16 protein-coding genes and 2 tRNA genes are annotated in these 20,503 nt (G+C 70.3%); all 18 read right to left on the bottom strand.

Annotation, left to right across the window (positions count from 1 at the left end):
• Positions 1-29: 29 nt before the first annotated feature.
• On the bottom strand, positions 30-821 hold the full coding sequence (locus tag Tsedi_RS09525; protein WP_143896007.1) for an exodeoxyribonuclease III: 792 nt from the start codon (positions 819-821) through the stop codon (positions 30-32).
• A 63-nt stretch (positions 822-884) separates the two neighbouring features.
• Positions 885-960: transfer RNA gene (locus tag Tsedi_RS09520), tRNA-Phe, on the bottom strand.
• Positions 961-1,003: 43 nt separating this feature from the next.
• Positions 1,004-1,717: a response regulator gene (locus Tsedi_RS09515; protein ID WP_143896005.1), complete on the bottom strand. Its 714-nt coding sequence runs from the start codon at positions 1,715-1,717 to the stop codon at positions 1,004-1,006.
• Between the two features lie 9 nt (positions 1,718-1,726).
• Complete coding sequence (locus Tsedi_RS09510) at positions 1,727-4,021, bottom strand: ATP-binding protein (RefSeq protein ID WP_143896003.1); 2,295 nt, start codon at positions 4,019-4,021, stop codon at positions 1,727-1,729.
• Positions 4,018-4,620 carry a DUF4390 domain-containing protein gene (locus Tsedi_RS09505; RefSeq protein ID WP_185970628.1) on the bottom strand — a complete coding sequence of 201 codons (603 nt, stop codon included), beginning with the start codon at positions 4,618-4,620 and terminating at the stop codon, positions 4,018-4,020. Before Tsedi_RS09505 ends, Tsedi_RS09510 begins: the two co-directional genes overlap by 4 nt.
• A gap of 19 nt (positions 4,621-4,639) precedes the next feature.
• Positions 4,640-5,998 (bottom strand): 16S rRNA (cytosine(967)-C(5))-methyltransferase RsmB, encoded by a 1,359-nt coding sequence (gene rsmB / locus Tsedi_RS09500; RefSeq protein ID WP_143895999.1) that lies wholly within the window; start codon positions 5,996-5,998, stop codon positions 4,640-4,642.
• Positions 5,961-7,001: a M48 family metalloprotease gene (locus tag Tsedi_RS09495; RefSeq protein ID WP_246099250.1), complete on the bottom strand. Its 1,041-nt coding sequence runs from the start codon at positions 6,999-7,001 to the stop codon at positions 5,961-5,963. Before Tsedi_RS09495 ends, rsmB begins: the two co-directional genes overlap by 38 nt.
• Before the next feature lie 15 nt (positions 7,002-7,016).
• A complete protein-coding gene (locus Tsedi_RS09490) occupies positions 7,017-7,646 on the bottom strand; it encodes a LemA family protein (protein WP_143895998.1) in 630 nt (209 codons plus the stop codon).
• Between the two features lie 159 nt (positions 7,647-7,805).
• Positions 7,806-12,005 (bottom strand): DNA-directed RNA polymerase subunit beta', encoded by a 4,200-nt coding sequence (gene rpoC, locus Tsedi_RS09485; RefSeq protein WP_143895996.1) that lies wholly within the window; start codon positions 12,003-12,005, stop codon positions 7,806-7,808.
• 25 nt (positions 12,006-12,030) lie between these two features.
• Entirely contained in the window at positions 12,031-16,146 is a 4,116-nt protein-coding gene (gene rpoB, locus Tsedi_RS09480; RefSeq protein WP_143895994.1) for a DNA-directed RNA polymerase subunit beta, read from the bottom strand.
• Positions 16,147-16,565: 419 nt separating this feature from the next.
• Positions 16,566-16,940: a 50S ribosomal protein L7/L12 gene (gene rplL, locus Tsedi_RS09475; RefSeq protein ID WP_143895992.1), complete on the bottom strand. Its 375-nt coding sequence runs from the start codon at positions 16,938-16,940 to the stop codon at positions 16,566-16,568.
• Between the two features lie 48 nt (positions 16,941-16,988).
• Positions 16,989-17,507: a 50S ribosomal protein L10 gene (gene rplJ, locus Tsedi_RS09470; protein ID WP_143895990.1), complete on the bottom strand. Its 519-nt coding sequence runs from the start codon at positions 17,505-17,507 to the stop codon at positions 16,989-16,991.
• 288 nt (positions 17,508-17,795) lie between these two features.
• Complete coding sequence (gene rplA / locus Tsedi_RS09465; RefSeq protein WP_143895988.1) at positions 17,796-18,494, bottom strand: 50S ribosomal protein L1; 699 nt, start codon at positions 18,492-18,494, stop codon at positions 17,796-17,798.
• A 1-nt stretch (position 18,495) separates the two neighbouring features.
• Complete coding sequence (rplK, locus tag Tsedi_RS09460) at positions 18,496-18,927, bottom strand: 50S ribosomal protein L11 (protein ID WP_143895986.1); 432 nt, start codon at positions 18,925-18,927, stop codon at positions 18,496-18,498.
• Between the two features lie 212 nt (positions 18,928-19,139).
• A complete protein-coding gene (gene nusG, locus Tsedi_RS09455; protein WP_143895984.1) occupies positions 19,140-19,721 on the bottom strand; it encodes a transcription termination/antitermination protein NusG in 582 nt (193 codons plus the stop codon).
• A gap of 2 nt (positions 19,722-19,723) precedes the next feature.
• Positions 19,724-20,104 (bottom strand): preprotein translocase subunit SecE, encoded by a 381-nt coding sequence (gene secE / locus Tsedi_RS09450; protein ID WP_143895982.1) that lies wholly within the window; start codon positions 20,102-20,104, stop codon positions 19,724-19,726.
• A gap of 116 nt (positions 20,105-20,220) precedes the next feature.
• Positions 20,221-20,296, bottom strand: a tRNA-Trp gene (locus Tsedi_RS09445).
• Positions 20,297-20,339: 43 nt separating this feature from the next.
• A partial coding sequence (locus Tsedi_RS09440; RefSeq protein ID WP_484421970.1) for an EF-Tu C-terminal domain-related protein occupies positions 20,340-20,503 on the bottom strand: 164 nt, incomplete at its 5' end.

The following is a 20,503-nucleotide window of genomic DNA, read 5'->3' as shown; positions in this document are numbered from 1 at the left end:
CCGTCAAGCCCCCGCGCCGCCCGGGCCGCTCAGGGCGCCCAGTCGTAGTCGATCGTCAGCGGCGCGTGGTCCGAGAAGCGCTGCGCCTTGTAGACGCTGGCGGCGCGCGCCGCCGCCGCCACCGCCGGCGTGGCCCAGTGCACATCGATGCGCCAGCCGACGTTCTTCGCCCACGCCTGGCCGCGGTTGCTCCACCACGTGTAGCCCTCGCCTTCGGCGTCGGGATACAGGCGGCGGTAGACATCCACCCAGCGCCCGTCGGCCAGCAGGCGGCTCACCCACGCGCGCTCCTCCGGCAAGAAGCCGCTGTTCTTCTGGTTGCCGCGCCAGTTCTTCAGATCCTTCTCGGTGTGGGCGATGTTGACGTCGCCGCACACCAGCGCCTCGCGCTGCTGCGCCAGCCGCGCCAGCACCGGCTCGACGAGCTCGAGGAAGCGGAACTTGGCCTGCTGGCGCTCCTCGCCGGAGGAGCCGCTCGGAAAATAGACGCTGACGATGCTGAAGCGCCGCGCGGGCGTGTCGAAGCGCAGCTCGATCCAGCGCCCCTCGTCGTCGAATTCCGGCACGCCGATGCCCTCGACGACGTCGCTGGGCTGCAGCGCGGTGTAGATGCCGACACCGGCATAGCCCTTGCGCGCGGCGAAGTGGAAGTGGCCGCGCCGTCCGGCCAGCGTCTCGAAGCGCCCGGCGACGTCGGCCGCCTGCGCCTTGAGCTCCTGCACGCACAGCACGTCGGGCGCGGCGGCGGCGACCCAGTCCTCCAGCCCCTTGGCCGCGGCGGAGCGGATACCGTTGAGGTTGAGCGTGGTGACGCGCAGCATCGGCAGCGGCGGCCCGGCAGCCGCCAAGACAAACGCCCGGCGTACGGGCCGGGCGTCGGGATCTGGTGGCCAAGGGCGGAATCGAACCACCGACACGCGGATTTTCAGTCCGCTGCTCTACCAACTGAGCTACTTGGCCGTGAAAGCTCGCAGTATAGCACGCAGAGCAAGGCGCCCCGCCGTCACGCCAGCCGCTTGGCGCGCGACAGGTCGACGCCGAGCTGCTTGAGCTTGCGGTACAGGTGCGTGCGCTCCAGCCCGCTCTTCTCGGCCACGCGGGTCATCGACCCCTGCTCCTTGGCCAGGTGGAACTCGAAATAGGCCTTCTCGAAGGCATCGCGCGCCTCGCGCAGCGGCGCGTCGAGATCGAGCGTGAACGTGCCGCGGCCCGGCATCGGCAGCGTGATCGTGCCGGGCTGCGCCGGGGGCGCCTCGGGCGCGGGCCCGGTCGCGCCCGCCGCCGGGCCGCTCGTGGCCTCGGGTGCCGCCGGACGCGCGGGCTGCGCCGCGGCCGAGGCGACCACGCGCAGCGGCGCGCGCGTCAGCGCCTTGTCCACCGCCTGCAGCAGTTTCTGCAGCGTGATCGGCTTTTCCAGGAAGGCCATCGCCCCGATACGCGTGGCTTCCACCGCGGTGTCGATGGTGGCGTGGCCGCTCATCATGATCACCGGCATCGTCAGCTGCCCGGTGGCGGCCCACTCCTTCAGCAGCGTCACGCCGTCGGTGTCGGGCATCCAGATGTCGAGCAGCACGAGGTCGGGCCGGTAGCGCTGGCGCAGCTGCCGCGCCTGGGCGGCGTTCTCGGCCAGCTCGACGCTGTGCCCTTCGTCGTTGAGGATCTCGAACAGCAGCTCGCGGATGCCGAGCTCGTCGTCGACCACCAGAATGTTTGCCATCGTCTCCTGTCACCCGCGGGCGAGGGCCCCCTGTTGCATATTTGCAACCCTGAATGATAGCGACACTTGGGCGCCGGCGATGCGCTCGCCCTCGCGCCGGTTGGCCAGCTCGATGCGGCCGCCATGCTCGTCCATGATCTTCTTGACCACCGCCAGCCCCAGTCCGGTGCCCTTGGGCTTGGTGGTGACGTAGGGCTCGAAGGCGCGCTGCAGGATCGCCTCGGCAAAGCCCGGCCCGTCGTCCAGCACGTGCAGCCGCACCCACTGTCCGCTGCGCGAGGTCTGCGTGCGCAGCGTCACGGCGCCGCGGACCCCCGCCGCGCTCATCGCGTCCTGCGCGTTGAGCACGAGGTTGTGCACCACCTGGCGCACCTGCTGCGCATCGGCCAGCACCGGCGGGCAGTCCTCCTGCAGCTCCAGCCGCAGCGGCAGCGGACCGGCCTCGTACATCGCCGCGATCTCGCGCAGCAGCGCATTGAGATCCAGCGGCACCAGCTGCGCCGCCGGCAGCCGCGCGTAATCGCGGAACTCGTTGACCAGGCGCTTCATCGCCTCGACCTGGTCGACGATGGTGCGCACCGCCTTGTCCAGCATCGCCGCATCCGGCCCCTGCAGCCGCGCGCCCAGCTTGTGCGCCAGCCGCTCGGCCGACAGCTGGATCGGCGTCAGCGGGTTCTTGATCTCGTGCGCCAGCCGCCGCGCCACCTCGCCCCAGGCCTGGGCGCGCTGCGCCGAAACGAGGTCGCTGACATCGTCCAGCACCAGCAGCCACTCGCCCCCGGGCAGCGCCGCGCCGCGCGCCACCAGCGTGCGCGCAGCCGCCTGGGCAGCCGTGCCGGGCGGGCGGTGCTCCACCGGCTGCTGCCAGTGCGCGCCCTCGGCGGGCTGGTCATGCTCGCCGGCAAAGCGCGCGAACTGCTCCATCACCCACGCCCCCAGCGCCTCCAGGCCCGGCACCGCCTGCAGCGGCTGGCCCAGGTGCGCCGCCAACGGCACGCCGAGGATACGCTCGGCCCCTGGGTTGACGCGCCGCAGCCGCCCGTCCGGCGCCAGCACGATGACCCCGGCGGTCAGGTTGTCCAGCAGCGTCTGCAACCCGGCGCGCGCCGCGTCGACCTGCTGCATCGAGGCCTGCACCGCCTGGCGCGCCTCGGCCAGCTCGCGCGTCATGTCGGCAAACGTGCGCGTCAGGCCGGCGAGCTCATCGCGCGCCGGCAGCGCCACCTTCGGCCCGAGGTCGCCGCGCGCCACGTCGCGCATGCCCTCGGCCAGCAGGATCAGCGGGCGCGCCAGCTGGTTGCCCAGCAGCACCGCCAGCAGCACCGCACCGAACACCGACAGGAACAGCGCCAGCGTCAGCGTGCCGATGTACATGCTGCGCAGGCCCTCGCGCGCCAGGCGCCGCTCCTGGTACTCGCGGTTGGCCACCTGCACCGCCAGCGCGTTGGCCACCAGCGCCGCCGGCATCGGGGCGGTGACCTGCAGGAAGCGCGGTTCGGCGGCGAAGCCCAGCCCGGCCTCGGCCGGCACCAGCGCCAGCACGCGCACGCGCGGCAGCCGCTGCGGCGGCAGGCTGGTCACCTCGGCCGGATCGCCCAGCCCCTCCAGATCGTCCAGCCCCTCGACCCAGGTGACGACGCGCTCGCTGCGCGCGCGGCGCAGCTGCGCCGCCGGCGGGCGCTGCGGGGCCAGGCTGAAACGCGACTCGCCGGCGCTGGCCAGCGCGCGCCCCTGCACGCTCCACAGCACCAGGTCAGCCGCGCCCAGCTGCTCGCGCCACGTCTCCAGCATCACCGCCGCCGCCGCGTCCCCGACGCCCGCCAGCGCCGCCGCCACCCCGCGCGCCTTGGCCGTCCAGTCGGCGCTGACCGTGTCCACCGCGGTGCGCCCCAGCGCCAGCCCGGCCTGCAGCGCCGTCTCCACCCGCTGGTCGAACCAGGCCTCGATGGCCCGGTTGACGAACTGGTAGGAGACGAGATAGATCAGCCCACCCGGCGCCACCCCCACCAGCGCGAAGATGGCCGCGAGCTTCAGCAGCAGCCGACTGCCGAAGCGGCCCCGGCGCAGGCGCACCAGCAGCCGCAGCCCCAGCCACAGCAGCACGGCCAGCAGCACCGCGGCCACCGCCAGGTTGAGCAGCAGCAGCCGTCCGTAGGTCTGCGGCGCCACGGCGCGATGGTCGGTGGCCAGCGCCAGCAGCACGAACAGCACCAGCCCGACGCCGAGCATGAACACCACGCCCAGCGCGACGAACCAGCGCAGGCGGTGCGCGCGGCGGGCATCGCGCAGGGCGGCGTCGCTCATGCCGGCTCCTCCGCCTCCTGCGGCGGCTCCGCCGTCGGCACCGTGGCCAGCGGCAGCGCCGTGCGCCAGGCCAACGGCGGCACCCCCTCCACCCCGGACAGCCACTGCAGCGGCCGCGGCAGTCGTCCGGTGTCGAGGAAGAAGGCCAGCTCCAGCCGCTCGTCGCCGCGCAGCGCCGGCGGCAGCGCGATGCGCCACTGCTGGCTGCTGCGCACCAGCGCCAGCGCCTCCTGCAGCGTGTCGAGCACGCGCTGCAGCGCCGCGCCCGGCTCGTCGGCGGCCGCACCGTCGCTGACGCTGAGGCGCCAGCGCTGCGTCAGCGGCTGGTAGGTCAGCCGCACCGTGCGGCGCGCACCCAGCAGCACCCGATCGGTCCAGTACCAGCGCGGCCGGCGCAGCTCGGCCTGCCAGACGAAGGTCAGCGCGACCCCGCGCAGCAGCGCCTCGTGCAGCGCTGGCGGCAGCTCCAGCGGCACGCGCGCCTGCACCAGCAGCGCCTCGTCCCGCCGCCACACCTGCCACACCGGCTGCGCCGCCGCGCGCGCCCCCGGCATCCCTGCCCAGGCGCCCAGCGCCAGCCCCGCCAGCGCCCGCAGCACGCCACGGCGGCCCGCCCGCTCAGTCCCGGACCAGCAGCGCGTAGAAGAATCCGTCCATGCCACGGCGCGCATTCTCCCCCATCGCCCAGGCCGCCAGCAGCGCGTCGGCCGCCGGCGTGGCATCGGCCGGCCGCCCGCCGGGCAACAGGTGGCCCGGAGCCGGCAGGCGCCGCGCGTCGCGCTGCTCGCGCAGGAAGTGGCGCACCACCTCCTCGCCCTCGGCGCGGAACACCGAACAGGTGGCGTAGAGCAGCCGTCCGCCCGGCGCCAGCAGCGGCCACAGCGCCCGCAGCAGCCGCCGCTGCTGCGCCGCCAGGCGCTCGACGTCGCCGGCTCGGCGCAGCCAGCGCACGTCCGGGTGGCGGCGCACGATACCCGAGGCGGTGCACGGCGCGTCGAGCAGGATGGCGTCGAACGGTCGGCCGTCCCACCAGGTGGCGGGATCGCCGGCGTCGGCGCAGCGCACCTGCACCGCCCCGCCCGGTGCCGGCAGGCGCAGCCGCGCCAGCGTCTCGTGGAGGCGCTGGACGCGCTGCGCGTCGGCGTCCAGCGCCCACAGATCCACATCGGCCAGCTCCAGCAGGTGCGCGCTCTTGCCGCCCGGCGCCGCGCAGGCATCCAACACACGCGCGCCGGGACGCAGCCCCTGGCCCAACAGCAGCGGCGCGGCCAGCTGCGCCGCGCCGTCCTGCACCGAGACCCACCCCTCCTCCCAGCCGGGCAACTGCTGCACCGGCACCGCGCGCTGCAGCACCAGCCCGTCGGCGCCGATCGGCTCGGCGCTCAAGCCCTGCAGCACCAGCCGCGCCAGCACGTCGGCGCGGGTGGCGCGGCGCCGGTTGACGCGCAGCACCAGTGGCGCGGCGGCATTGTCAGCCTCCAGCACCTCGGCCCAGCGCAGCGGATGGTCGGCCTGCAGCCGCTGCACCCACCACGCCGGGTGGTTCCAGCGCCCCTCCGGCGTGGCGCGCACCTGCGCCAACAGCGCCTCGCGCTCGCGCAGGAAGCGGCGCAGACAGGCGTTGACGAAGCCGCGCAGGGCCGGCGCACGCAGCCGCGGCAGCGCCTGCACGGCCTGGTCCACCACCGTGTGCTCGGCATAGGCCTCCCCCTGCACCAGCAGCGCCAGCGCCACCTCCAGCAGCGCGGCCACGCGCGGCGGCGGCGTGCGCTCGGCCAGCGCGCGCACCAGCGCGTGCGCCGTGCCGCCCAGGCGCAGCGCCTCGAACACCAGCGCCTGGGTACCGGGGCGCAGCGGCGCCGGCACCGCGGGCAGCAGCTCCGCCAGCGAGCGGCCGGCGCGCACGCCGGCGACACCGCGCGCCGCAGCGGCCAGCAGCTCAGACAGGGGTGGGGCGGGCGGGGACGACAGGTTCATCGGCGGCATCCAGGCCATCGTGCGGTGGCAGCGGCGGCATGGTACCGCCATAGAGCCGCGCGATGCGCTGCGCCAGCGGCGGATGCGGATCGAACCAGGGCAGCCAGGCATCGCGCGGCACCGACACCAGCCACAGGTGCCGCGCCTGCGGCAACGGCAGCGGGCCGTCGCCGGCATCGCCCTCGCCGCGGCGCTGGCCCAGCACCTTGCGCAGCGCGCGCCCCAGCCCGTCGCGCTGGCGCGTCCACTGCACCGCGCGCGCGTCGGCCAGGAACTCGCGTTGGCGCGCCACCGCCGCCTGCAGCGCATGGCCCGCCACCCAGCCGAGCCAGCCCGCCACGCGCAGCGCCAGCCCGATCAGCGCGCCGGCATGGCGCCGCCCGCGCGCATCCGGCTCCATCAGCTGCTCGCCGAGGCGGTACAGCATCTCCAGCCCGTACACCATGCCGACCAGGCGCATGTTCAGCCGCGTGTCGCCCTCGCGGATGTGGCTGAGCTCGTGCGCCACCACGCCCTGCAGCTCGGCGCGCGTCAGGTGGCGCAGGGCGCCTTCGGTCAGCGCCACGACGGCGTCGCGCTCGTCCCAGCCGGTGGCGAACGCGTTGATCGCCGCGTCGCGCTCGATCACCATCACCGCCGGCGGCGTCATGCCGGCCGCCAGCGCCATCTCGCGCACGACGTGCACCAGGCGCCGCTCGTCGAAGTCGGCCTCGCGCGCCGGGCGCGCGCCAAGCCGCCGCGCCAGCGCGGCCCCACCCTCGTGGCGCAGCGTGTTGCTCTCCAGCCACCAGCCGCCCAGCACGAACAGCAGCGTCACGCCGGTGTTGACCTCGAAAAAGAAACGCGGGTAGCCGAGCCAGCCACCGCCCGCCATCAGCCGCCACGCCAGCGCCAGCGCGCCGTTGACCGCCGCCACCACCGCGGCCACCATCAGGCCGAACAGCACCAGCAGCCGCCGCGTCTGGCGCCGCGCCTCGGCCTGGCGATCGAAGAAGGCGCGCACCGCCGGGCAAACCCGTCACAGCCGCACGCGCGGCGGCTGGCGCTCTTCCTCCGACCCCGTAGCCTGCAGCGGCGGCAGGACGGCAAAGCCGAACAGCCGCGCCGCCACGAGGGTCGGAAAGTGGCGCGCCGTGTCGTTGTAGGCCAGCACCTCGTCGTTGTAGGCCTGGCGCGCGAACGCGATGCGGTTCTCGGTGTGCGCGAGCTCCTCGCGCAGCTCGCGCAGCGTCTGGTCGGCCTTCAGCTCGGGGTAGTCCTCCGCCAGCGCGAACAGCCGCCCCAGCGCCCCGCCGAGCGCCGCCTCGGCGCCGGCCAGCGCACCGAGGGCGGCGGCATCCACCGGCGCGGCGGCGGCGCGCCGTTCGGCCTGCTGCGCACGGCCGCGCGCCTCGATGACGGCCTGCAGCGTGTCGTGCTCGTGCCGCAGGTAGCGCCGCGCCACCTCGACGAGGTTGGGGATCAGGTCGTGCCGGCGCTTGAGCTGCACGTCGATCTGGCCGAACGCGTTGGCCACGCGGTTCTGCAGCGCCTGCAGCCGGTTGTAGGCGCGCGCCAGCCACAGCCCCAGCGCCGCCAGCACGAGCAGCGCCCACACCCAGCGCGGCCAGCGGCCGGCCGCCTCGATCCACGACGTCGCGCCTTCCATCGTCGGCCCCTTGAGCCGGCCCCCCGGCCCTCGTCGGCACTCTAGCACGCGCCGGGCTGCTCACGACGACAAAACCCCGCCGCGGCGCGCCGCCGGGCGGGGTCGATCGGCCCGCCCGGCGCCGCCCATGGGGGCCGGCGCCGGGGCTGCCAGAGCGCGTCAAGCCGTCTCGTCGTCGCCGTCGCTGCCGGCCAGCGACAGCGCGTCGGCCTCGGCGATGGCGCGGCGCTCCTCCTCGTCCATGCGCTCCTTGGCGCGGCGCGCCTCGTGGAACGCCATGCCGGTGCCGGCCGGGATCAGGCGGCCGACGATGACGTTTTCCTTCAGGCCGCGCAGCTCGTCGCGCTTGCCCATGATGGCCGCCTCGGTGAGCACGCGCGTCGTCTCCTGGAACGATGCCGCGGAGATGAACGAGTCGGTCGACAGCGACGCCTTGGTGATGCCCAGCAGCAGGTTCTTGAAGGTGGCCGGCTGCTTGCCTTCGGCGCGCAGGCGATCGTTGACGTTGAGGATCTCGGAGCGCTCGACCTGCTCGCCGGCGATGTAGTGGCTGTCGCCCGGGTTCTCGACCTCGACGCGGCGCAGCATCTGGCGCACGATCACCTCGATGTGCTTGTCGTTGATCTTCACGCCCTGCAGGCGGTAGACGTCCTGCACCTCGTCGACGATGTAGCGCGCCAGCTCCTCGATGCCGAGCAGCCGCAGGATGTCCTGCGGGTCGGCGGGCCCGTCGACGATCAGCTCGCCCTTGTTGACCACCTGGCCCTCGTGCACGAGGATGCTCTTTTCCTTCGGCACCAGCTCTTCCCAGACCTTGCCGTCCGGGTCGGTGATCTGCAGCCGCACCTTGCCCTTGGTTTCCTTGCCGAACGACACCGTGCCGGTGATCTCCGCGAGGATGCCCTTGTCCTTCGGCGAGCGCGCCTCGAACAGCTCGGCCACGCGCGGCAGACCGCCGGTGATGTCGCGCGTCTTCTGGCCTTCCACCGGGATGCGCGCCAGCACCTCGCCGGGGTGGATGCTCTGGCCGTCGCGCACCTGGATCAGCGCGCCGACCGGGAAGGTCACCGTCACCGCATGGTCGGTGCCGGGGATCTTGACCTCCTTGCCCTCGGCGTCGATCAGCTTGACCTGCGGGCGCACCACCTTGGTGGCGCCGCGGCGCTTCGGGTCGATGACCACCAGCGTCGACAGGCCGGTGACCTCGTCGACCTGCTTGGCCACCGTCAGGCCTTCCTCGACGTTCTCGAACTTCACCACGCCGGCGAACTCGGTGATGATCGGGCGCGTCAGCGGGTCCCAGTTGGCCAGGACGGTGCCGGCGGTGACGCGCTGGTCGGCCTTGACCGCCAGGATCGCGCCGTAGGGCACCTTGTGGCGCTCGCGCTCGCGGCCGTTGTCGTCGTGGATGACGATCTCGCCGGAGCGTGCGATCACCACCTGCTCGCCCTTGGCGTTGGTGACGTAGCGCATCGTGCTGTTGAAGCCGACGATGCCGTTGGACTTGGCCTCGACGCTGGAGGCCACCGCCGCGCGCGACGCCGCGCCCCCGATGTGGAACGTGCGCATCGTCAGCTGGGTGCCCGGCTCGCCGATCGACTGCGCGGCGATCACGCCGATGGCCTCGCCGACGTTGACCAGCCCGCCGCGGCCCAGGTCGCGCCCGTAGCAGCGCGCGCACACGCCGTAGCGCGTCTCGCAGGTCAGCACGGTGCGCACGCGCACCTCGTCGATGCCGGCCTGCTCGATCAGGTCCACCGCGTCCTCGTCCAGCATCTGGCCGGCGCGCACCAGCACGCGCTGCGTCTCGGGGTCGACGATGTCCTCGGCCGTGGTGCGGCCCAGGATACGCTCGCGCAGGCTCTCGATGACCTCGCCGCCCTCGACGATGGCGCGCATCAGCGTGCCGTTGCTGGTGCCGCAGTCCTCCTCGGTGACGACCAGGTCCTGCGTCACGTCGACCAGGCGGCGCGTCAGGTAGCCGGAGTTGGCGGTCTTCAGCGCCGTATCCGCCAGACCCTTGCGCGCGCCGTGCGTCGAGATGAAGTACTGCAGGACGTTCAGGCCCTCGCGGAAGTTGGCGGTGATCGGCGTCTCGATGATCGAGCCGTCGGGCTTGGCCATCAGGCCGCGCATGCCGGCGAGCTGGCGGATCTGGGCGGCGGAGCCGCGCGCGCCGGAGTCGGCCATCATGTAGATGGAGTTGAAGGACTCCTGCTCCACCTCGTTGCCGTGGCGGTCGATGACCTTCTCCTTCTTCAGGTGCTCCATCATCACCTTGGAGATCTCGTCACCGGCCTTGCCCCAGATGTCGACCACCTTGTTGTAGCGCTCGCCGGCGGTCACCAGGCCCGAGGCGTACTGCTGGGCGATCTCCTTGACCTCGGCCTCGGCGCGCTCGATGATGGCCTGTTTTTCGGCCGGCACCAGCATGTCGTCGATGCAGATCGAGATGCCGGCCTGCGTGGCCAGGCGGAAGCCGTTCTGCATCAGCTGGTCGGCGAAGACCACCGTCTCCTTCAGGCCGCACTTGCGGAACGAGGCGTTGATGAGCTTGGAGATCTCCTTCTTCTTCAGCGGCTTGTCGATCAGCTCGAACGGCAGCCCCTTGGGCAGGATGCGCGACAGCAGCGCGCGGCCCACCGTGGTGTCGCGCAGCCTGGTCACCGGCTCCAGTTCGCCGGTCTCCTTGTTCTTCAGCCACTCGGTCAGGCGCACGCTGATGCGGCTGGTCAGCTCCACCGCGCCGGCCGCCAGCGCCCGCTCCACCTCATCGACGTCGGCGAAGATCATGCCCTCGCCCTTGCCGTTGATGCGCTCGCGCGTGGCGTAGTACAGCCCCAGCACCACGTCCTGCGACGGCACGATGGAGGGCTCGCCGTTGGCGGGGAAGAGCACGTTGTTCGACGACAGCATCAGCACGCGCGCTTCCATCTGCGCCTCGATGGACAGCGGCACGTGCACGGCCATCTGGTCGCCGTCGAAGTCGGCGTTGAACGCCGCGCACACCAGCGGATGCAGCTGGATCGCCTTGCCCTCGATCAGCACCGGCTCGAACGCTTGGATACCCAGGCGGTGCAGCGTCGGGGCGCGGTTGAGCAGCACCGGGTGTTCCTTGATGACATCCTCCAGGATGTCCCACACCACCGGCGTGCCGGCCTCGACCTCCTTCTTGGCGGCCTTGATCGTCGTGGCAATCCCCATCTGCTCCAGCCGCGCGAAGATGAACGGCTTGAACAGCTCCAGCGCCATCAGCTTGGGCAGGCCGCACTGGTGCAGCTTCAGCGTCGGACCGACCACGATCACCGAACGGCCCGAGTAGTCCACGCGCTTGCCCAGCAGGTTCTGGCGGAAGCGGCCGCTCTTGCCCTTGATCATGTCGGCCAGCGACTTCAGCGCGCGCTTGTTGGCGCCGGTCATCGCCTTGCCGCGACGGCCGTTGTCCAGCAGGCTGTCCACCGCCTCCTGCAGCATGCGCTTCTCGTTGCGCGCGATGATTTCCGGCGCTTTCAGCTCCAGCAGGCGCTTCAGGCGGTTGTTGCGGTTGATGACGCGGCGGTAGAGGTCGTTGAGGTCGGAGGTGGCGAAGCGCCCGCCGTCCAGCGGCACCAGCGGCCGCAGGTCCGGCGGCAGCACCGGCAGCACCTCCAGGATCATCCACTCCGGCTTGATGCCCGACTTCTTGAACGCCTCCAGCACCTTCAGGCGCTTGGCGTTCTTCTTGACCTTCATCTCCGAGCCGGTCAGGTCGTTGCGCAGCTTCTCGATCTCCAGGTCCAGATCGATGTTCTGCAGCAGCTCCTTGATGCCCTCGGCGCCCATCTTGGCGACGAACTCGTCGCCGTACTCACGCCGCTTGGCGTCGTAGTCGTCCTCGGACATGATGGCGCCCTTCTTCAGCGGCGTCATGCCCGGGTCGATGACCACGTAGGCCTCGAAGTACAGCACGCGCTCGATGTCGCGCAGCGTCATGTCCAGCACCAGGCCCAGGCGGCTGGGCAGCGACTTCAGGAACCAGATGTGCGCGCACGGCGCGGCCAGCTCGATGTGGCCCATGCGCTCGCGGCGCACCTTGGCCTGCGTGACCTCCACGCCGCACTTCTCGCAGATCACGCCGCGGTGCTTCAGGCGCTTGTACTTGCCGCACAGGCACTCGTAATCCTTGATCGGGCCGAAGATCTTGGCGCAGAACAGGCCGTCGCGCTCCGGCTTGAAGGTGCGGTAGTTGATCGTCTCGGGCTTCTTGACCTCGCCGAACGACCACGAGCGGATCTTCTCCGGCGAAGCCAGGCCGATCTTGATGGCGTCGAAGTGCTCGTCGGGCGTGAACTGCTTGAACAGGTCGAGCAGGGATTTCATGGCTTGCGCTCCTCGTGGGCTTGCTTCAGTTGCGTTCCAGCTCGATGTCGATACCGAGCGAGCGGATTTCCTTGACCAGCACGTTGAACGACTCGGGCATGCCCGCATCGATCGAGTGCTCGCCCTTGACGATGTTCTCGTACACCTTGGTGCGGCCCTGCACGTCGTCGGACTTGACGGTCAGCATCTCCTGCAGCACGTAGGACGCGCCGTAGGCCTCCAGCGCCCAGACCTCCATCTCGCCGAAGCGCTGGCCGCCGAACTGCGCCTTGCCACCCAGCGGCTGCTGCGTGACCAGCGAGTACGGGCCGGTGGAGCGCGCGTGCATCTTGTCGTCCACCAGGTGGTGCAGCTTCAGGTAGTGCATGTAGCCGATGGTGGTCTTGCGCTCCAGCGGATCGCCGGTGCGGCCGTCGTAGAGCTGCGCCTGCGTGCGGCTCTCGGTCAGGCCCTTGGCCTTGGCCACCTCATCCGGGTAGGCCAGGCGCAGCATCGCGCGGATCTGCTCCTCGCTGGCGCCGTCGAACACCGGCGAGGCGAACGGCACGCCCTTGGTGAGCTCCTGCGCCATCGCGATGATCTCCTCGTCCGACAGGTCGTCGAGGTTTTCCTTGCGGCCGGTGGAGTTGTAGATGGTGTCGAGGAACTTGCGCACCTCGGCCACGTCGGCCTGACGCTGCAGCATCTCGCCGATGCGCTCGCCCAGCCCCTTGGCGGCCCAGCCCAGGTGCACCTCCAGCACCTGCCCGATGTTCATGCGCGAGGGCACGCCCAGCGGGTTGAGCACGATGTCGATCGGCGTGCCGTCGGCCATGTAGGGCATGTCCTCCACCGGCACGATCTTGGAGACGACGCCCTTGTTGCCGTGGCGGCCGGCCATCTTGTCGCCGGGCTGCAGGCGGCGCTTGACGGCCAGGAACACCTTGACCATCTTCAGCACCCCCGGCGGCAGCTCGTCGCCCTGCGTCAGCTTCTTGCGCTTTTCCTCGAAGGCCTGGTCGAACTTGTGGCGCGTGGCCTCCAGCGCGTTCTTGATCGACTCCATCTGCGCGGCCACGTCGTCGTCGGCCACGCGGATGTCGAACCAGTGGTGCCTGTCCACCTCCGCGAGATATGCCTTGGTGAGCACCGTGCCCTTGGGCAGCTTCTTCGGCCCGCCGTTGGCCACCTTGCCGATCAGCAGCTTTTCCAGGCGGTCGAAGGCGTCGGCCTCGACGATGCGCAGCTGGTCGTTCAGGTCCAGGCGGAAGCGCTTGAGCTCATCGTCGATGATCTGCTGCGCACGCTTGTCGCGCTGGATGCCCTCGCGCGTGAAGACCTGCACGTCGATCACCGTGCCCTGGCTGCCCTGCTCGACGCGCAGCGAGGTGTCCTTCACGTCGGAGGCCTTCTCGCCGAAGATCGCGCGCAGCAGCTTCTCCTCGGGCGTCAGCGTCGTCTCGCCCTTGGGCGTGACCTTGCCGACCAGCACGTCACCGGGCTGCACCTCGGCGCCGACGTAGATGATGCCGGACTCGTCCAGTCGGTTGAGCTGCTGCTCCGACAGGTTCGGGATGTCGCGGGTGATCTCCTCCGGCCCGAGCTTGGTGTCGCGCGCCATCACCACCAGCTCCTCGATGTGGATGCTGGTGTAGCGCTCCTCGGCCACCACCTTCTCCGAGATCAGGATCGAGTCCTCGAAGTTGTAGCCGTTCCACGGCATGAAGGCGATCAGCATGTTCTGGCCGATCGCGATCTCGCCCAGGTCGGTGGAGGCGCCGTCGGCGATCACCGCACCCTTGTGGATGCGCTCGCCCTTCTTGACGATCGGGCGCTGGTGGATGTTGGTGTTCTGGTTGGAGCGCTGGTACTTGATCAGGTTGTAGATGTCCACGCCCACCTCGCCGGCCACCGCCTCGTCGTCGTTGACGCGGATGACGATGCGGTTGGCGTCGACGTAGTCGACCACGCCGCCGCGCTTGGCCACCACCACGGTACCGGAGTCGACCGCGGCGACGCGCTCGATGCCCGTGCCCACCAGCGGCTTTTCGGGCCGCAGCACCGGCACCGCCTGGCGCGACATGTTGGCGCCCATCAGCGCGCGGTTGGCGTCGTCGTGCTCGAGGAACGGCACCAGCGAGGCCGCCACCGAGACGATCTGCGCCGGCGAGACGTCCATGTACTGCACCCGATCCGGCGTGGTCAGGATCGACTCGCCCTTCTCGCGCGCCGACACCAGCTCGCCGACCAGCCGGCCTTCCTCGTCCAGCTCGGCGTTGGCCTGCGCGATGATGTACTTGCCTTCCTCGATGGCCGACAGGTAGTCGATCTGGTCGGTGACCTTGCCGTCCACCACGCGGCGGTACGGCGTCTCGATGAAGCCGTACTCGTTGAGGCGCGCATACAGCGCCAGCGAGTTGATCAGGCCGATGTTGGGGCCTTCCGGCGTCTCGATCGGGCACACCCGGCCGTAGTGGGTCGGATGCACGTCGCGCACCTCGAAGCCGGCGCGCTCGCGGGTCAGACCGCCCGGACCCAGCGCCGAGACGCGGCGCTTGTGCGTGATCTCGGCCAGCGGGTTGGTCTGATCCATGAACTGGCTGAGCTGGCTGGCGCCGAAGAACTCCTTGAGCGCCGCGGAGATCGGCTTGGAGTTGATCAGGTCGTGCGGCATCAGCGGCTCGGTCTCGGCCTGGCCGAGACGCTCCTTGACCGCCTTCTCGATGCGCGCCAGGCCCATGCGGAACTGGTTTTCGGCCAGCTCGCCGACGCAGCGCACGCGCCGGTTGCCCAGGTGGTCGATGTCGTCGACCTCACCCTTGCCGTTGCGCAGGTCCACCAGGATCTTGACCACCGCCAGGATGTCGTCGTTGGTCAGCACCATCGGACCGTCGGGGGAGTCGCGGCCGACGCGCGCGTTGAACTTCATGCGCCCCACGCGCGACAGGTCGTAGGTCTCCGGGTTGTAGAACAGGCGGTGGAACAGCGCCTGCACCGCGTCCTCGGTCGGCGGCTCGCCGGGGCGCATCATGCGGTAGATCGCCACGCGGGCGGCGAACTCGTCGGCCGTCTCGTCGATGCGCAGCGTCTGGCTGATGTAGGGGCCCTGGTCCAGCTCGTTGGTGTAGATGCAGGGCAGCTCCTGGATGCCGGCGGCGCGCAGCTTCTTCAGCAGCGTCTCGGTCAGCTCGTCGTTGGCGCGCGCGATGATCTCGCCGCTGTCCGGATCGACGATGTTCTTGGCCACCACGCGGCCGATCAGGTAATCCTCCGGCACGCTGATGTGCGTGGTGCCGGACTGCTCCAGCTCGCGCACGTGGCGCGCGGTGATGCGCTTGTCCTTGGCCACCACCACCTTGCCGTTCTTGTCGGTGATGTCGAAGCGCGCCACCTCGCCCTTCAGGCGCTCCGGCACGAAGGCCATCAGCGCGCCGCTGTCGAGCAGCCGGAAGTGGTCGTTGACGTAGAAGTGCGCCAGGATCGCCTCGGGGGTGAGCCCGATGGCCTTCAGCAGGATCGTCACCGGCATCTTGCGGCGCCGGTCGACGCGGAAGTACAGCAGGTCCTTCGGGTCGAACTCGAAGTCCAGCCACGAGCCGCGGTACGGGATGATGCGCGCGGAAAAGAGCAGCTTGCCGCTGGAGTGCGTCTTGCCCTTGTCGTGCTCGAAGAACACGCCGGGCGAGCGGTGCAGCTGGCTGACGATGACGCGCTCGGTGCCGTTGACGATGAAGGAGCCCTTGTCGGTCATGAGCGGCACCTCGCCCATGTAGACCTCCTGCTCCTTGACCTCCTTGACCACCTTGGACTGCGGCGTGGAGGCCTCGCGGTCGTAGATGATCAGCTGCACGCGCGCGCGCACCGGCGCGGCGTAGGTCAGGCCGCGGATCTGGCACTCGCGCACGTCGAACACCGGCTTGCCGAGCGTGTACTCGACGAACTTCATCTCGACGAAGCCGTTGTGCGACACGATCGGGAAGGCCGACTCGAACGCCGCCTGCAGGCCGACCGACTTGCGCTGGCGCGGCGGCACGTCGGCCTGCAGGAACGCCGTGTAGGCGTCCTTCTGCATCTGCAGCAGGTAGGGGATCTCGAGCACGCTGTCGCGGCTGCCGAAGCTCTTGCGGATGCGCTTGCGCTCGGTGTACGAATACTGGGCCATGGAAACTCCGTCTCGCGGTTCGATGCTGCGGCGACTGGCGGCGGGCTGCGCAACGGCGCTGCGGCAGCCGCGGCATGGCTTGGCGACCGGCCCCCACCGGTCTGTCGGCTGACGGCCCGCGCGTTGCACGCGGGCCCGGACCAAGGCGCCTCCTGCAGTCGGTTCAGAAGGCACGTGCAAGGAGCCGGCGGCGACCAACCCCTTGCACGTGCGCTCTCGACCTCAAGCGCGACGGGCCGGTCCACGGACCAGCCCCGTCACAGCCGCCACGCAAGCCCTTGCGGACGTGCGCGGCGCCATCGTGATTCGAGCGATCGCCGTCGCGGGCGGCCCGAGGCTGGTTCGGCAAGCCCAGCCGTACCGAGGTACGGCGAGCATCGCGGGACCAGGATCGGGCCGCGCAGCAGGCGAGCGCCGAATCACTTGAGTTCGGCCTTGGCGCCGGCTTCCTCCAGCTTCTTCTTGGCCGCCTCGGCATCCGCCTTCGGCATGCCTTCCTTGACGGTCTTGGGCGCGCCGTCCACCAGGTCCTTGGCCTCCTTCAGGCCCAGGCCGGTGATCTCGCGCACCGCCTTGATCACCGCGACCTTGTTGGAGCCGGCGTCCTTCAGGATCACGTCGAACTCGGTCTTCTCCTCGGCGGCCGGAGCGGCGGCACCGGCGGCGGCGGCCGGGGCGGCCATCGCGGCGGCGGAGACGCCGAACTTCTCCTCGATCGCCTTGACCAGGTCGTTGAGCTCCATCACCGTCATGGTGTCCAGAGCGGCCAGGAATTCGTCTTTGTTGAAAGCCATGATGTCAGTTCCAGGAATACAGGTTGAGGAAAGCGGACGATGCCCTGATCAAGCGGGCTGGGCCTCGGCGGCCGGCTGGCCTTCGCCCTTCTTCTCGGCCAGCGCCGCCACGACACGCGCCAGGCGCGAGACGGGCGACTGCAGCAGACCGAGCAGCTGCGACAGCAGCACCTCCTTGGACGGGATGCTCGCCAGCGCCTTGACGCCGTTGACGTCCAGCGCCTTGCCGGCGTAGACGCCGCCGCGCAGGACCATCTTCTCGTTGGTCTTGGCGAACTCGACCACCACCTTGGCGGCGGCCACGGCATCTTCCGAGAAGGCGTAGAGCAGAGGACCGCTCATCTGCTCGGCGGCGACCGCAAACGGCGTGTCGGCCACGGCACGGCGCGCCAGCGTGTTCTTCAACACGCTGACCGTCACGCCGGCCTTGCGGGCCTCGACACGCAGCTTGGTCAGGTCGGCCACCGTGATGCCACGGTACTCGGCCATCACCAGCGTCTGCGCCTTGGCGGCGAGCGCCGCCACCTCGTCGATGACGGCTTGCTTCTCACTGCGGTTCAGACTCAAGGTTGACTCCTTCCACGCACGCCCGCCGGGTGGCGGGCTTGCACCTCGTTGCAGCGATCAACCGTGTCCGGCAACACCGCACGCCGGCCGCAGCCGGCACCCGATTCCTTCCACGGCGGGATCGCCATCTGCGCTGGCCACCGCCCGCACGGGCGGCACTTAGGCGAAGCGGTCTTCGCACCAGCGGTCTTGGATGGCTCCGGACGGCACGCCGCCCGGACCCACCATCCAGCCCGGCGGCACCGCTCCCTTGGGGAGCGACAACGCCGGCCCGAATTCCTTCGGCCGTCAGCCCGCGACGATGGTCTGCGGGTCGACGCGCACGCCGACGCCCATGGTCGAGGACACCGCGACCTTGCGCAGGTACTGCCCCTTGGACGACTGCGGCTTGGCCTTGTTGAGCGCCTCGATCAGCGCCGCCAGGTTGCCCTGCAGCTTGTCGACGTCGAACGAACGGCGCCCGATCGTGGTGTGCACGATGCCCGCCTTGTCGACGCGGAACTGCACCTGGCCGGCCTTGGCGTTGCGCACCGCGGCGGCGACGTCCGGCGTCACCGTGCCGACCTTGGGGTTGGGCATCAGGCCGCGCGGCCCGAGGATCTGACCCAGCTGGCCGACCACGCGCATCGCATCCGGCGCCGCGATCACGACGTCGAAGTCGATGTTGCCGGCCTTGACCTGCGCCGCCAGATCCTCGAAGCCGACGATGTCGGCCCCGGCGGCCTTGGCCTCCTCGGCCTTGGCGCCCTGGGCGAACACCGCCACGCGCTTGGTCTTGCCGGTGCCGTTGGGCAGCACCACGGCCCCGCGCACCACCTGGTCGGACTTGCGCGGATCGACGCCGAGCTGCACCGCCACGTCGATCGATTCGTCAAACTTGGCGGTGGCGCACTCCTTCACGATCGCCAGCGCCTCCGGCAGCGGGTAGAGCTTGGCCGGATCGACCTTGCCCTGCAGGGCTTTCTGCTTCTTGGTCAGCTTGGCCATCTCACAGTCCCTCCACGATCACACCCATCGAGCGCGCCGAACCCGCGATCGTGCGCACCGCCGCGTCGAGATCGGCCGCGGTCATGTCCTTCATCTTGGTCTTGGCGATTTCCTCGAGCTGGGCGCGCGTGATCTTGCCGACCTTCTGCGCGTGCGGCTTGGAGGAGCCCTTCTCCAGCTTGATCGCCTTCTTGATCAGCGTGGTGGCCGGCGGCGTCTTGATGACGAAGGTGAAGCTCTTGTCCGCGTAGGCGGTGATCACCACCGGCAGCGGCAGACCGGGCTCCATGCCCTGCGTCTGGGCGTTGAACGCCTTGCAGAACTCCATGATGTTGAGGCCGCGCTGACCCAGCGCCGGACCGATCGGGGGAGAGGGATTGGCTTTACCCGCTGGCACCTGCAGCTTGATGAAGCCGACGATCTTCTTGGCCATGGTATGGTTGCTCCTGCGAGTTCCGACGGCGCCCCGCGCGGGCACGCCTCCTCGCGCTGATGGTTCGACCCCGCCGCGACGGCTGCCCGCCGCAGGTCGCCGCCCGAACCGTTGACGGCAACGCGCCCGCAGTCGACAGCAACCGCGGGCTAAAAAAGCTCTCCATTATAACCCGAGGACCCGCGCGGTCAAGGGCGCGGCCCGGGCCACGCTCAGGTCTTCTCGACCTGGTTGAACTCCAGTTCCACCGGCGTGGCGCGCCCGAAGATCGTCACCGACACGCGCAGCTTGCTCTTGTCGTAGTTGACCTCTTCGACCGTGCCGTTGAAATCGGCGAACGGCCCTTCCTTGACCCGCACCAGCTCGCCGATCTCGAACTCGACCTTGTGGCGCGGACGGTCGGCGCCCTCCTGCATCTGGCCGATGATCTTCTGCACCTCCTCCTCGGAGATGGGCGTGGGGCGGTTGCGCGCCCCGCCGACGAAGCCGGTCACCTTGCTGGTGTTCTTCACCAGGTGCCAGGTGTCGTCGTCCATCACCATCTCCACCAGCACGTAGCCGGGGAAGAACTTGCGCTCGGTGGTGCGCTTGACGCCGTTCCTGATCTCGACCACCTCCTCGGTGGGCACCAGGATGCGGCCGAACTTGTGCTGCATGCCGGCGCGCTGCACGCGCTCGCGGATGTTGCGCTCGGCCGCCTTTTCCATGCCCGAGTAGGCGTGCACGACGTACCAGCGCATCCCCTCGGCGGGCGCGGCGCTCATCGTCGGCGCCGCATTCGTCGTCTCGCTCATCTTCACCTCCACCCCAGGATCAGGCCGTACAGCACCCACTCGAGCAGCTTGTCGGTCAGCCACAGAAAGATCGCCATCACGGCGACGAACGCGAACACGTAGCCGGTGACCTGCGCGGCCTCCTTGCGCGTGGGCCAGACGACCTTGCGCGCCTCCTTGACCGCGTCGCGGCCGAAGGCGATCAGGCGCTGCCCCGGCGAGGCCGTCAGCCCGACACCGATGCCGGCGGCCAGCGCCAGCAGCAGCGCCGCCCACTGCACCCAGGCACCCTGCGCGCCCAGCAGGTAGTACGCCACGAAACCGAGCAGCGCCAGCACGCCGGCGGCGGCAAGCCTGGCCTTGTCGGCCGCGGGGCTGACCGTTTCGATCTCCGTCGAGGCCATCGTGTCCTCACATCCCACAAAAACCTTGGCACCAGAAAGATCAAGCCCGCGGCGGTCCTGGTTCGGGACCCGGTCGGGCTTGGACGGTTGGGCCGGCTGGCGCGCTCACCGGCGACTGGCAGGGGCAGAGGGAATCGAACCCCCAACCTTCGGTTTTGGAGACCGACGCTCTGCCAATTGAGCTATACCCCTGCAGCGGCCTGCCGATTGTAGCGGCAGGCCGGAGACCCTGGCCTCACTCGATGATCTTGGACACCACGCCGGCGCCCACCGTGCGGCCGCCTTCGCGGATGGCAAAGCGCAGGCCTTCCTCCATCGCGATCGGCGCGATCAGCTTGACCGTGATCGTGACGTTGTCGCCCGGCATCACCATCTCCTTGTCCTTGGGCAGCTCGATCG

The sequence above is a fragment of the Tepidimonas sediminis genome (assembly GCF_007556605.1).
GTDB classification, from domain to species: Bacteria; Pseudomonadota; Gammaproteobacteria; order Burkholderiales; family Burkholderiaceae_C; genus Tepidimonas; species Tepidimonas sediminis.
This window is presented reverse-complemented; position numbering and strand designations above follow the sequence as displayed.